This window comes from Lishizhenia tianjinensis, assembly GCF_900116425.1.
Lineage (GTDB): Bacteria > Bacteroidota > Bacteroidia > Flavobacteriales_D > Crocinitomicaceae > Lishizhenia > Lishizhenia tianjinensis.
Genome location: NZ_FPAS01000007.1, coordinates 23,097 through 37,279 on the forward strand (window position 1 = coordinate 23,097; position 14,183 = coordinate 37,279).

15 protein-coding genes are annotated in these 14,183 nt (G+C 38.2%); all 15 read left to right on the forward strand.

Translation table 11 applies throughout. The features are described 5' to 3' along the window. Positions 1 to 6: 6 nt before the first annotated feature. On the forward strand, positions 7 to 465 hold the full coding sequence (locus BM327_RS15325) for a hypothetical protein (RefSeq protein WP_090253154.1): 459 nt from the start codon (positions 7 to 9) through the stop codon (positions 463 to 465). A gap of 51 nt (positions 466 to 516) precedes the next feature. Beyond that, on the forward strand, positions 517 to 1,191 hold the full coding sequence (locus BM327_RS15330; protein ID WP_090253159.1) for a hypothetical protein: 675 nt from the start codon (positions 517 to 519) through the stop codon (positions 1,189 to 1,191). Between the two features lie 23 nt (positions 1,192 to 1,214). Further along, positions 1,215 to 1,745: a dihydrofolate reductase family protein gene (locus tag BM327_RS15335; protein ID WP_090253164.1), complete on the forward strand. Its 531-nt coding sequence runs from the start codon at positions 1,215 to 1,217 to the stop codon at positions 1,743 to 1,745. A gap of 126 nt (positions 1,746 to 1,871) precedes the next feature. Continuing rightward, a complete protein-coding gene (gene lgt, locus BM327_RS15340) occupies positions 1,872 to 2,735 on the forward strand; it encodes a prolipoprotein diacylglyceryl transferase (protein WP_090253168.1) in 864 nt (287 codons plus the stop codon). Between the two features lie 72 nt (positions 2,736 to 2,807). After that, positions 2,808 to 3,758 carry an NAD(P)H-dependent flavin oxidoreductase gene (locus BM327_RS15345; protein WP_396442390.1) on the forward strand — a complete coding sequence of 317 codons (951 nt, stop codon included), beginning with the start codon at positions 2,808 to 2,810 and terminating at the stop codon, positions 3,756 to 3,758. Positions 3,759 to 3,761: 3 nt separating this feature from the next. After that, positions 3,762 to 5,009, forward strand: coding sequence for a M16 family metallopeptidase (locus BM327_RS15350; RefSeq protein ID WP_090253176.1), 1,248 nt, complete (start codon positions 3,762 to 3,764; stop codon positions 5,007 to 5,009). Continuing rightward, a complete protein-coding gene (locus tag BM327_RS15355; RefSeq protein WP_090253180.1) occupies positions 4,999 to 6,255 on the forward strand; it encodes a M16 family metallopeptidase in 1,257 nt (418 codons plus the stop codon). Before BM327_RS15350 ends, BM327_RS15355 begins: the two co-directional genes overlap by 11 nt. A gap of 66 nt (positions 6,256 to 6,321) precedes the next feature. Beyond that, positions 6,322 to 8,400 (forward strand): T9SS type B sorting domain-containing protein, encoded by a 2,079-nt coding sequence (locus BM327_RS15360; RefSeq protein WP_090253185.1) that lies wholly within the window; start codon positions 6,322 to 6,324, stop codon positions 8,398 to 8,400. A gap of 85 nt (positions 8,401 to 8,485) precedes the next feature. Further along, entirely contained in the window at positions 8,486 to 9,430 is a 945-nt protein-coding gene (locus BM327_RS15365) for a site-2 protease family protein (RefSeq protein ID WP_090253189.1), read from the forward strand. Further along, on the forward strand, positions 9,420 to 9,968 hold the full coding sequence (locus BM327_RS15370; RefSeq protein WP_090253193.1) for a Smr/MutS family protein: 549 nt from the start codon (positions 9,420 to 9,422) through the stop codon (positions 9,966 to 9,968). Before BM327_RS15365 ends, BM327_RS15370 begins: the two co-directional genes overlap by 11 nt. Position 9,969: 1 nt before the next feature. After that, positions 9,970 to 10,467 carry a rhodanese-like domain-containing protein gene (locus BM327_RS15375; RefSeq protein WP_170853782.1) on the forward strand — a complete coding sequence of 166 codons (498 nt, stop codon included), beginning with the start codon at positions 9,970 to 9,972 and terminating at the stop codon, positions 10,465 to 10,467. A gap of 39 nt (positions 10,468 to 10,506) precedes the next feature. Further along, positions 10,507 to 10,920, forward strand: a complete 414-nt coding sequence (locus BM327_RS15380; RefSeq protein WP_090253201.1) for a twin-arginine translocase TatA/TatE family subunit — start codon at positions 10,507 to 10,509, stop codon at positions 10,918 to 10,920. Then, complete coding sequence (locus tag BM327_RS15385) at positions 10,920 to 11,879, forward strand: calcium/sodium antiporter (RefSeq protein ID WP_090253206.1); 960 nt, start codon at positions 10,920 to 10,922, stop codon at positions 11,877 to 11,879. The genes BM327_RS15380 and BM327_RS15385 overlap by 1 nt, the downstream gene beginning before the upstream one ends. Positions 11,880 to 11,882: 3 nt before the next feature. Beyond that, a complete protein-coding gene (locus tag BM327_RS15390; RefSeq protein ID WP_170853783.1) occupies positions 11,883 to 13,433 on the forward strand; it encodes a polyamine aminopropyltransferase in 1,551 nt (516 codons plus the stop codon). Positions 13,434 to 13,610: 177 nt separating this feature from the next. Next, positions 13,611 to 14,180 (forward strand): RNA polymerase sigma factor, encoded by a 570-nt coding sequence (locus BM327_RS15395; RefSeq protein WP_090253211.1) that lies wholly within the window; start codon positions 13,611 to 13,613, stop codon positions 14,178 to 14,180. Positions 14,181 to 14,183: the final 3 nt, after the last annotated feature.

Genomic DNA, 14,183 nt, shown 5'->3' on the forward strand with positions numbered 1-14,183 from the left:
TAGTGCATGAAATTACACCATTTAAAAGACAGGAAATCATTTTCAGGACATAGGGAGAAACAAAAGTTTCAGCGTTTGCAAAAGCTGGTAGTCACCTTAAATAAATATTCTCTTTCTGAAGAATTGGTTGTGCTAATTAATAAAGAAATTGATTTGTTGAATGGCATAGAAAATCACCCTCGAATTTTTAAGCGACAATTAAGGGTATCTCAAAATAGAATTTTATCAAAGTTAGAACGCAAGGCAAAAATTGTAACCAAACATCATTACAGAAATATGTGGCTGGCCCTCGGATTAGGAGTTTTTGGTGTGCCCATAGGAGTTGTGCTTTCTTCAGTATTGGATAATTCTGGTTTAATAGGTGTAGGTTTTCCTTTTGGAATGCTAATCGGAATAGTGCTTGGAAATCAGATGGATAAGAAAGCGGCGGCGAAAGGAAACCAAATTGATATCGTGATGGTATAAAAGTCTGGACAACTCTTCTTAATTATTGTACGTAGTTCAAATAAACTACGAATGAGGATTATTTTAACAGCTTGTTTGATTTTATTTCTTAACCTGCTAACAGCTCAAGAAAGGTTTGAATTTAATTTGGCCACGAATGGTTATGCCAATACCGCAAATTTCCGCGGACATAAAGTCTTTAAAGAACATTTTGTTTGGAGCGTGGGCGTTAATTTTTCCTCTTTTGGTGTTTTTTCAACTAAATTTCCGGAGAGTCAAGCAAAGACTTTTCATCCTACTTTTAAAAGAGTAGAGGTAGGGCTAAGTACGGAAGAAGGAGAGAATTTTTGGCTCAAAGAGTTTAGACATCATGCTACTGGTGTAGGTTTGGATATAGGTCTGGGATATTTTCTAAACTTTAATTCGAAGAGTGGTTTGCGAGTTGGTGGTTTTTTACGTGGAACTCATGTTAAGTCTGAAGTAAAAGCAATCTATTATAATTCGGAGTTGAAAAATCATAAGTTTAGAGGGTTCTCAGATTATCATTATTTGCTATCACCCATCCTGGCGGTTTACTATACCCATAGGGTTTTACCTCGTGTGAGTCTTATTGCTGGAATGGAAACTCTGATGAACTTCAGTTTAAATCCAGAGCTATACCGATCTATGGATTATAGAGACAACATTTTGGGTACGCGTTGCAAAGCTGTATTCGGATTTACATTGTTTTTAGGGGGAGAAGATTAAATTTACAGCTACAAAACTACTCTATGCAAAGAAAAGTTATCCTTTATATTTCTTGTTCACTCGATGGATATATCGCCAAACCGAATGACGATTTAAGTTTCCTAAATCCCATGATGGTAGAGGGAGAGGATTATGGGTATACCGATTTTGTTCAAACCATAGACACGGTAATTGTTGGGAGAAAAACCTATGATTGGGTAGTGAAGGAAGTAGGATATTTTCCGCACCAAGACAAAGAAAGTTATATTGTTACCAGTCAGCCTAAAGAAAGCCTTGGTCTAACTCATTTTTATACCGGAAGCTTGAAGGAATTGGTTAGGTCCCTCAAAAGTAGAGCTGGTAAAAACATCTATTGCGACGGTGGAGCTCAGCTGGTAAATAATTTGTTGAAAGAAGATTTGTTAGACGAAATTATACTTTCTATTATCCCCATAACTTTAGGACAAGGCGTCAAACTATTTGAAGAGGGTATTCCTGAACATGTATTAGAATTGCATGAAACAAAATCCTTTAAAACAGGCTTAGTTCAATTGCATTACCGCATAAATAAGTAAGGAACAGTTTTAACATTTCACCAAGGATTTATCGTCTTTTCTTTACATTTTTAGCATATCTTCTTCTCAAGGAGATAGAAAGCATAAAAACTATTATCTTTCGCTCTTAATCCTAAAGAATACACAGTGAATTTAGCTATAGATTGGAAAGTTGATGCAGAATTAATTGATGGATGGAGTACACCTAATTTATACGGACTTCTTTTCGTTACCGGGTTGTTCATCGGTTTTTTTGTGGTAAAACGCATGTTCAAAAAAGAAGGCGTTCCAGATGAACAATTAGACAAGTTGTTGATGTACATGGTTGTAGCAACCATAGTAGGAGCTCGTTTAGGTCATGTGTTGTTCTACGGACCTTATTGGGACGGTATGCACCCTGATGGTTATTGGCAAGAAGGATATTTTTCTCATCCCTTGAATATCTTAAAAGTTTGGGAAGGTGGATTAGCGAGTCACGGAGGAGCGATTGCCATACTCATTGCTTTGTTTATCTACAGTAAAAAGGTTTCTAAAAGACCTATGTTGTGGATTTTGGATAGAATAGTAGCGCCTATTGCCATTGCTGGTTGTTTTATACGTTTAGGGAATTTGGTAAACCACGAGATAGTAGGTATTCCTACAGATCTACCTTGGGGATTTATCTTTAACAACGAAACCAGAGACTTAATGTTAGATACTAATGGAGATGGTGTGATGGAACACGTACCGCGTCATCCAGCACAGTTGTACGAAGCTCTTTCGTACATCGTTATTTTCATTGTTTTGATGTTTATGTATTGGAAAACCAAAGCGAAGGAAAAGCAAGGATTGATTTTTTCTATCTTCCTTATTCTTTTATTTGGCGCAAGATTCTTGGTAGAAATTGTGAAAGTGGGTCAGGCAGATAGAGATGCCGGAATGATCTTAAATACAGGTCAATGGCTTTCCATTCCTTTCGTATTATTCGGAATAGGCTTATTGATTTGGGTCAACAGAAAGAAAACAGTTTAAAAATAATGAAACCACTCTTCGGGGTGGTTTTCAACTTTAGTATACCTCAAAAGAGGAGAAAAAATTAGAGTGATGAACAGAATTACAGAATTATTTAAGATAGAGTTTCCGCTTATTCAAGCTGGTATGATTTGGTGTTCAGGATGGGAATTGGCTTCGGCCGTTTCAAATGCTGGAGGATTAGGTATTATTGGTTCGGGTAGTATGTACCCTGAAATTTTGGAGGAGCATGTAATAAAATGTAAAGCAGCAACAGACAAACCTTTTGCAGTGAATTTACCCATGTTATATCCAGATATAGACAAGCACATAGAAACGATCATTAAACATAAAGTGCCCATCGTTTTTACTTCTGCCGGAAATCCGAAAACCTATACTGCTTACTTAAAGGAACATGGAATTACCGTAGTACACGTTGTTTCTAGTGTGAAGTTTGCGCAAAAAGCAGAAGCTGCAGGTGTAGATGCGGTTGTAGCAGAAGGTTTTGAAGCGGGTGGACATAACGGTAGAGATGAAACGACCACGCTTTGTTTAATCCCTATGGTAAAAGAAGCGATAAATATTCCTTTGATTGCTGCAGGTGGTATAGGTACAGGTAAAGGTATGTTGGCAGCTATGACCTTAGGTGCAGATGCCGTACAAATTGGAAGTAGGTTTGTTGCTTCAGAAGAATCATCGGCGCATCAAAACTTTAAGCAAACTGTAGTGGATGCAGCTGAAGGAAGCACGATGTTGACATTGAAGGAAATTACACCTGTGCGTTTGATTAAAAATGAATTTTACCAAAAGGTAGAGCAAGCTTACCAAGCGTGTAATTCACCTGAACAGTTGAAAGAATTGTTAGGGAGAGGAAGAGCGAAAAAGGGAATGTTCGAAGGAGATTTGGTAGAAGGAGAACTAGAAATCGGTCAAATTTCTGGGTTGATTCACAAAGTAATGCCAGCGGCAGAAATAGTAAAAGAAATTATAGCAGAATATAGAAGTTCAATTGCAGCATTGCAAGAGGATAAATTTCAATTTTAGTAGATGATAGAATATCACAAATTTGAGTTAGAGAATAAGTTGAGGGTGATTTTCCATAGGGATGTAACAACACCTATGGCTGTGGTAAATACAATTTACGATGTAGGTGCCCGAGACGAAAATGCCAACAAAACAGGTTTTGCCCATTTGTTTGAGCACTTGATGTTTGGCGGATCTGCAAATATTCCAGACTTTGACGGTCCACTGCAAAGAGCGGGTGGTGAGAGCAATGCTTTTACCAGTAATGATGTAACCAATTATTACGATGTAATTCCAGCTCAAAACATAGAAACGGCACTCTGGTTAGAAAGCGATAGAATGTTGAACTTGGCTTTTACAGATAAGTCTTTGGAAGTACAACGAAACGTCGTTATAGAAGAATTTAAACAGCGTTACTTAAATCAGCCCTACGGAGATGTTTGGTTGAAGTTTAGACCACTGGCCTATAAAGTGCACCCGTATCAATGGGCTACGATAGGGAAGAAGGTAGAACACATAGAGGAGGCTACTATGGAAGATGTGAAGGCGTTTTTCCAAAAGCACTATAATCCGTCGAATGCAGTTTTGTGCATTGCAGGAAACTATGAAAATGCTCAGGTGGAAGACATGGTGCAAAAGTGGTACGGAGATATTCCTCAAGGAGAAAAGTACTTGCGTAACTTGCCCGTAGAGCCAGCTCAAACAGCATTTAGAGAAGAAACCATAGAAAGACCTGTACCTGCCGATGCTTTTTATTACGGTTTTAGAATGCCTGGTAAGCAAGATGAACGCTATTATGTTGCCGATTTATTGTCTGATCTTTTAGGGCGTGGAAAATCTTCACGTTTGTACAAGAAATTGAAAAAGGAATTAAACCTGGTTTCAGAGATATCTGCGTACATCTTGGGGGCTCATGACGAAGGTATGCTTATGATTTCTGGGAAACTTAACAAAGGAGAAAGTTTTGAAAGACTAGATGAAGAAATCTGGCGTGTCATCGATGAGGTGAAAACACATAGCATGCCGGTGGAGGAATTAACCAAGATTAAGAATAAAGTAGAAACTACAAAAGTGTTTACCGAACAAGGTATCTTAAGCAAGGCTATGAATTTAAGTTTACACGAGTTGTTGGGAGATGCAAACGGTGTAAACTTGGAGCAAGGTCATTATGATGCCATTACTTCTTCGGCGATACAAAACTATGCCCTAGAGCGCATGGTGAAAACGAATTGTTCATTGTTGAAAATAAAAGCGAAAGAGGATGCTAGATAGACGTATACAACCAGAAGTAAATACCTTGGAGGATATCTCTTTTGTTCATCCTCAACACTTCGATATTAAAAACGGAATTCAATTACACTGGATCAATACAGTGGCAGATGATGCGGTAAAAATAGACTTGGTATTCGATGCAGGAAGCAGAGCTGAGCAACCAGCATTGGCTTCCTTTGCAAATAGCTTGTTAATGGCAGGTACTCCAAAGTATAGCGCCGATGAGTTACACGCACGCTTAGATGGTTTGGGTGGGTTTTTTCATGCAGAAACTTCAAGAGAAGGGGCTACGGTTACTTTGTACGGACTCCGCAAAAATATATATGCCCTTTTTACTTTGTTAATAGAGGCTATTTCTGAAGCAAATTTCCCTCAAAAGGAAGTCGATCAATTGATCAATCAAAAGCAACAGAGTTTTAAAGTTTCTTCTGAGAAAGTTAGTTTTATTGCCCGTAGGTTGTTTACGCAAAATGTTTTTGCAAATTCACCTTACGGCACAGTTACTCAATACGAGGATTACGCGAAAATAACTCAAGAGGCTATTCAAGCCTTTCATAAGAAACATTACTTGCAAGGTTTGCAGAAGGTTTGTGTGGTGGGAGATTTAGATCCTATTACTATCGATGAAATGATCTCATTGGTAAAACCTATGGTAGGTGAGCTTGCAACAAATTTCTTAACCGAAGTTGAAAATACTAAGGGAGAATTTAGACAAGAAAAGGAAGGTGCGGTGCAAACAGCTATACGCATCGGTAGAATTTTGTTTAACAGAACTGCAGAGGATTACCTTAAATTTTCGGTTATGAATACCATTTTTGGAGGTTATTTCGGAAGTCGCCTGATGTCTAACATTAGAGAGGATAAAGGATATACCTATGGTATTGGATCTGGTTTAGCAGAAATGAGAAAATTGGGGTACTTCTTTATTTCCACGGAGGTAGGTAAGGATGTAGCCGATAAAGCTTTGGAAGAAATTAAACACGAAATTGAGCGCTTGCAAACAGAATTAGTAAGTGAGGAAGAGTTGAGCTTGGTGCGTAATTATACCATAGGACAAATGCTTAAGGCCTCTGATGGACCTTTTGCAATGATGGACAGGTATCTTGGAGTAGCAGATTTTGGTCTCGATTACGATTACTACACCCAGAAGATAGAATTGGTTAAATCTATTACTCCAGAAGAAATCAGAGAAATGGCCAAAAAGTATCTGAAATGGGAAGATATGACCGTTGTCTTAGCGGGCTAACAACTTTTTACTTTTTCTTGCGTTCTATAAGTAATAACTCAAGAAAATCAACGTTAAAAAATACAGATGCAACTGCGTCAACAAATATTCATTTTCATTATTACTGTGGTTCTTGTCATGTTTACAGGAACCACTTTTTCTGTTGCGCAATCTTTAGGGGCGAAAACCGTAATTCCAGCTCCTCAAATTAATTGTATACAAACCGATGCTACCAATAATTTAATTATTAATTGGACCTCAGCTACAGACCCAGATGGCAGCTTTGTTGAATATCAGGTACACGAATTGGCCAACGGTCAACTCACAAGTTCGAATACGATTGCAACAAATAGTTATGCTTCCACTTTATCAGCTACACAGGCTTATCCTTTTTTCTTAGGACTTGTTTCCAATGATAATGGGAATGTTACCAGTTACAGTGATACCGTTCGAAATATCTTTCTAGAGTTAAATAATCCTAGTAATGGTACGGCGGTTTTGAATTGGAATGTACCCCGAACGAATCCACTTCCGGGCTTTGGAACGAACTACGAAATTTACCGTGAATACCCTGTGGGTACATGGACCTTAATAGCAACACCTCCTTATACCACAACTTCATATATAGATACCATAGATATTTGTAGTGCTTTTTTAAATTACCGCATAGAATTGCCTACAACCACTTGTGCATTTACCAGCAATATAGAGGGCGATGATTTTCAAGATGACATCGTTCCGGATATTCCTGAACTTGGACATGTGAGTTTTGTGGAAGCTTCAGGACAATATGAGGTAACTTGGGGAGCAAATAGTCAAGATGATACCTATGGTTATGTAATTTACATGCAAGATGCCAATGGTGTTTTTATAGAGATAGACACGGTCTACGGAATTAACGCAACCAGTTATAACTATACTCCAACTGGAGATGGGCCTTTTCGATTTACAATAGCAGCTTTTGATAGTTGTTTTACTATGGCAACGCCACCTACTTACCAAACTTCAGCAAAGGGTTCGCCACACAAGAGTATGTGGTTAACCGGAGGGAGTTCGGCTTGTTCACAAGATGTAGAGTTGAACTGGACTGCCTACCAAGGTTTTGGAGCAACCATCGTTTATGATGTGTATTCTCGAGTTTTAGGAGGGGCATGGCAATTAGAGGGAACAACAGATCAATTGAGTTATGTTTTTGCTCGTGTTCCAGGTACAGATTACGATTTTAAAATTGTAGCAAGAATAGCCGGAGAAGAAGCAACGAGTAACATCCATAACCAGCCTTGGGAAGGTGCATCAGGTCCTAGTGTGGCATATATTTCTCACGCCAGCGTGGTGGGAGATGAAATTGAAATTGTACATAAAGTAAGTTTAGACGGAGGTATTCAAAGTGTGAAACTGCAACGTTTAAACCTGTTGAATGCGACCTATGAAACCATAGATGAAAAAGCCGTTGGAAATGGAGTTGTTACCTTTTATGATGCAGATGTAGATGTGTATGATGAGGTGTATGAATACCAAACCGTAATGATAGATAGTTGTGGAAATGAGTATCCTCCCATCAACATTGTACAAAACATGGTGCTACAAACCAATATAGACCCCCTTAGTCTTTTGGTGGAAATGCAATGGACGGAATATGAAGAATTCTTGGGTACAACAGTGAGTTACGAAATTTACAGAGGTATTGATGGAGTGATGGAAGATCTTCCTTTAACCGTAATGGGAGCAAATAATAGGTTCTACTCAGAGTCTTTAGCCGGAGTTGTGGATGAAGATTTTACGGGTCAAGTTTGTTATTACGTGAAGGCAAAAGAAGGAGCAAATCCTCTAGGAGATAGTGATTCAAGCGCTTCAAATATTTCATGTGTTATTTTAGAACCTTTGATTTACATTCCAAATGCATTTTCCGTGAACGGTGCTAACCCTGTGTTCTATCCGGTTACAAATTATCACCAATTAGAACAGTACGCATTTACCATCTATAACCGTTACGGCCAAGTACTTTTTCATACAGAGGAAAAAGGTGAAGGATGGGATGGTTATTTGGAAAATGGTCAAATTGCCCGAGAAGGGGTTTATGTGTACCGCCTAAGTTTACGTGATGGAAATGGAATAGAGGTTTTACGTCATGGTCACCTTACCCTTTTAAACGCTACAGACGAATAAAATTTTGTCTAAACAAGCACAAAAAACTACAATTTTTAAGCTACTATTTTACCCCTCTAAATCTTCTTGCTATCTTTGATTAATTATGGACGAATTTGAATCTTATTATCCTCAAAAACCGCATTTGGTTGAGAAAGAGAGTAGGGGAAACATGGCATCTACTGTGTTTTCACTCTTGCTTTTCATCATTACTTTTGCGTGGTTTTTAGGAGGTGATTACAGCCTTATTTTCATGCTTGTGGCAGTATTGGTGATTCATGAATTGGGTCATTTTGCCCTCATGAAACTTTTCAATTACAAAAATGTTCGCATGCTGTTTATTCCCTTAATGGGAGCTTTTGTACATGGAAAAAAGAAAATCTACTCGCAAAAAGAAAGGGCTTTAGTGTTGTTGGCCGGACCTTTACCTGGGATTATCGTAGGCTTGGCATGTTTGTATTTTGGATCTGACACTGAAATGAGTTGGTTGCTAGAAATTGGTGTATTGTTTTTGGTCTTGAATGTCTTAAACCTCATTCCTTTAGATCCCCTAGACGGAGGTCAACTCTTGAAAAATATGTTTTTTGGAAAGTTTGAGTTACTGCAATTAATCTTTGCTTTGCTTTCTTCTTTAACGGTAATAGTTGCAGGATGGATATGGCAAGAGTGGATCATCGTTGCCTTTGGTTTTTTCCTAGGGGTAAGGGTGAGAAATATTCAAAAGTTGTACAACATTCGTAAGGATATGAAGGAAGAGCATTTGGCTTATGTTTCAACCTACGAAGAGTTGAGTAACAAGGACTTTGCAGGAATTAAACAAATCGTAATGGAGTATACACCGGCCCTTAAGGTGTATGAAGAACAAGCTCCGCAAGAAAAATTTGATGCCATTATTGCCTCACAGGTGAATGGTGTCTTAATTGCTCCAACCAAAAGAGATGCTAGTTTTTTGTTTAAACTAGTTGTCATGGCCATTTGGATAGCCTCTTTTGTGGCGAGTATTTACATGGTGTTAAACACGAATTTTTCTACAATTTTCAATGAATTATAAAATAGGAGAGAAGGTCACTTTTATGAGTGAGGCAGGTTATGCCGTTATACAATCCTTCAAAGACGCAAATACTGTTATTATACAAGATGAAACGGGTTTTAATAGAGATTACCCCATTTCGGAATTGGTGAAAATACAAAGTGAAAATTATGCTGGAGGTGGTTATGCCGACAAGGATAATATAGAGTATGAAGCAGAAATCAAGCACACCATAAAAGAACAGCGCTTAGATTTTGATACCACAGACAAACAGCAAGTGTGGGAGATAGATTTACACATGCACGAAATTGTTGAAGACGATTCTGCTTACGATGGGGGCGCGAAATTGAGAAAGCAAGTGCGCGAGTTCAAAGCGTTTTACAAAAATGCGCGTAAAAATCACATCCGTAAAATCATAGCCATTCACGGTGTGGGAGAGGGAATCTTGAAAAATGAAATCAGAACTTATTTGGATACCCAAGAGTTTTTAGAATATTATGATGCCGATTACCGAGAGTATGGTAAGGGTGCAACAGCAGTTGAATTACAATACAAATAGGATGAAAAAAATTATCGTTTTAGGGGCTTTGTTTGGCCTTGTTGCTTGTGGAGAAGCAAGTAAAAAAGAAGTTGTCGTTAAAGAAGAAGTTAAGGTTGTTAACGGAGATACTACAATTTCTAGAACTACAGAAACTGTAGATGCAGGTTCGGCTACATCTGGTGAACAGAAAGAAATTAATATTCGTATTGTTGGACCAAATGAGTTTGTAGAAATTGCAGCGACTGAAAAAGGTCAGGTTATAGATGTAAGAACTGCAGCAGAGTTTGAAGGAGGACACTTGGAAGGTGCGCAAAACCTTGATTTTTTAAACGGTGATTTCCAAGCTGCCCTTCAAAATATGGATAAATCAGCGCCCGTATTGGTGTACTGTCAATCAGGAGGAAGATCTGCAAAAGCAAGAACCATGTTAGAAGAAGCAGGTTTCGAAAATATTGTTGAAATGGAAGGTGGATACAGAAATTACACGCTTGTTCAAGAAGCGAATTCTAAGCACTAGGCATAGCCTTACTTTCTACATTATTCTTAATTTTGCGACATGTTAATGTTTCTAAGTGGAGTGGCAGGCTCCGAAATATTCGTAATACTTTTATTTGTTCTCATTTTCTTTGGGGCCAACAGTATTCCTGGTTTAGCAAGAACTTTAGGACGTGGGTTTAGACAGATAAAAGATGCAAGTCAGGAAATCCAAGACGAGATTTCCAAATCGACGCAAAATATGAAGAAAGACCTCAATTTAGAAGGTCGAGCTAGAAATCTTCAGGATAGTATTCAAAGGCCGTTAGACCAAATGGCGCAAGACATAGAGGAAGGATTAGAAGGTGGGGTGGTTCATCGTAAACCACCTCGCCAATATGTTGCTCCTCAAGCTCCTCAAAAGCAAGAGGAAACTAAACCTATGGACCAAGACACTACTACTAATTCAGAAAACAAGAATACACCAGAAGCATAATGTTAGCAGATTTAGCAATACTCATCGGAGGATTAATCGTACTTATTGTAGGAGGAGAATTTTTAGTAAAAGGAGCAGTTGGAATAGCTTTCAAAGCACATCTTTCAACCTTGGTAATCGGTTTAACCGTAGTTTCTTTTGGTACTTCAGCACCGGAATTATTGGTTTCTATAAAAGCAGCTTTTCAAGGAGCGCCTGATATAGCAATCGGTAATGTTGTAGGATCTAACATTGCAAACATTTCTTTGGTTTTGGGTATTACAGTAATGGTTTATGGCCTTACGGTAGCCAGAGATACAAAAATCTACGATTGGCCTAAAATGTTCTTGAGTTCTATTCTCTTCTACATTTTTGCATTAGACGGTATAATTGTATGGTTCGAAGGATTAATCATGTTAATCTTACTTATTCTATACATTGCTTTTATTGTAACAAAATCTCGTAAACAAACTAAGAAGGAAAAGGCTGAAATGACAGAAGAAGAGTTAGAAGCTCCTTCGTCTTTAGGGAAGTCATTTTTATTCTTAGCCTTAGGACTTGTAGGTCTATACTTCGGAGCAACTTGGTTGTTAGATGGAGCTGTATCCTTAGCAAAAGAGGCAGGACTAAGCGAACGTGTAATCGGTATTACCATCATCGCATTTGGTACTTCTGTTCCAGAATTGATTACGTGTGTAGTAGCAGCCTACAGAAAAGAAACAGCAATATCCATCGGGAACCTTATTGGTAGTAACATCTTTAACATCATGGCCGTAATTGGTATTACCGCTATCATTCACCCTATACAAGTTAGTCAGCCATCTTTAGACTTTGATTTTCTTTGGATGATAGGTTTTGCCCTGTTGCTTTTACCTATGATTTGGATAGGCAAAAAAGTTGGGTTTTGGAAAGGACTCATCCTTTTCGGAACTTATGTAACGTACATCGTTCTCTTACTTTTAGATAATTCAGCGCAGTAAGATATGCCGCTACTGAACTCCAAAAGAACCCTCATGCTTGCCTTATTGGCAACGGGGATGGCGGGTATAGTAGCTGAGTATATTTTGGCCACTTTGGCTACCTACTTTTTAGGAGATTCTGTTTTTCAGTGGACCATCATTCTGTCCCTTATGCTCTTTTCTATGGGCTTGGGAAGTAGAATAAGTAGATGGATTAAATCAAATCTTGAAGCTTGGTTTGTAGGAATTGAGTTTACGCTCTCCATCCTTACCTCTTTATCTTCCTTATTCGTCTACCTATTGATGCCTCATCTTTCCAATTTGGCACCTTCCATTTATTTATTGGCCATCGTCATAGGAGCCTTAATTGGTATGGAAATTCCTTTGGTAACACGTATCAATGCAAAAAATGCGGAGTTGAGAACCAACATTAGCGAGGTGATGGAAAAGGATTATTTTGGTTCTTTGTTGGGAGGACTTTTCTTTGCTTTCGTCGGAATCAAGTATTTAGGAATTACCTATACACCGTTTATCGTTGGTGGGGTTAACCTCATTGTGGCTGTTTTGGTTTTTTTCAAGTTCAAGAAATACATCCTTCAAGGATTATTAAATAAATTAAGTGTCTTTGGGGGAGTTGTGGTGATCGCCATATTGGGAGGTTTGTATTTTTCAGAACCCATTGTGCTATACGGAAATCAGAATTTATACACGGGGAAAGTAGTTTTTAGTGAACAAACACCTTATCAGAAAATCACCATCACCAAATGGCAGAAAGATTATTGGCTTTACCTCAATTCAGGTAAACAGTTAAGCACTTTTGATGAATGGATGTATCATGAGCCCTTGGTTCATCCAGCTGTTCAATTGGCGGGTAAACCAAAACATGTTTTGCTCATGGGAGCGGGAGATGGATGTGCCATTAGAGAATTATTGAAATATCCTTTTATCGATAGTATTACGCTTGTTGATTTAGATCCGAGAATGATAGAAATAGGTCAAACACAACCTATTTTACGTAAGGTAAATCAAGATGCATATCAATCCTCTAAGGTAAATGTTGTAGTTGGTGATGCCTTCAATTATTTAGAGAAAACCCCCAAAGTATACGACGTTATTATTGCCGATTTTCCAGACCCACGAAGTGTAGATTTGAGTCGTTTATATTCGAAAGAGATGTACAATTTGGTGTATCATCGATTATCCCACAATGGTGTATTCATCACTCAAGCGGCGAGTCCGTACTACACCACAAAAGCATTTCGTTGTATAGAGAAAACCATGCAAGCGGCTAATTTCAATGTGCTGCCTTTACACAATCACATCTATACTTTCGGTGAATGGGGCTGGATGATGGGAACAAAGAAGTTACCCGCATCTTTCATGAAAGAAAAAATTGAGGCCATGACTTGGGAAACTATCCCTACCAAATTTTTAACCCCTTCTGCCAGTCAGATGATTACGAATTTTGGTGGAGACTTGGTAGAAGTAGATAGCAATGATTTGAAAATCAATAGTATTTACAACCCTGTGCTCTACAGGTATTACGGCGAAGGAAACTGGAGTTATTACTTCTAATCCTATCCTTCTAAAATTTTAGTTGTGCAATAAGTACAGCTATTTTATCGTTTTTTTAGAGAATCCAAAAATTATTCTGTAACCATTTTCTAATGGAGTATTATTAGTATGTAGAATCTGCAAGTTCTGCGTACTGCAAACCAGTTTGCAAAAAGTAAACTATAAAACCAAAAAGCGATGAGTATTAACCCAGTGTATCACCAAACAAGTTCTAAGTTAGACCAGGAACGCGTTTGGGTACAACGTGCAAAAAAGAATCCGGAGGACTTTGGGCCGTTGTATAGGAAATATCACGAGCAGATTTTTAGGTATGTACACCAGAGAATGGACGACACCGAACAGGCTTTCGATGTTACTTCTCAGGTGTTTTTAAAAGCCATCAAAAACATTCACAAATTCGAATTCAGAGGTGTTCCTTTTGGATCATGGCTCTATCGTATAGCAAAGAGTGAATTGTACCAGGCTTTTAGAGATAGAAAAGTGAAACGTACAGTGAATATTGAAACCCTGCACATCACCGAAATCATTGAAGAAATGGATGAAGTGATCAGTGATGAGAATCAAAAAAGACTGTTTAATGCCATAGCTCAACTCAAGGAAGAAGACGTTCAAATTCTTGAATTGAGGTATTTTGAAAAGCGACCTTATAAAGAAATTGGCGAAATTTTGGAAATAACTGAGAACAATGCCAAGGTAAAATCTTTTAGGGTTTTGGAGAAGTTGAAAAAAATAATTTTTAAAAACTAGCGG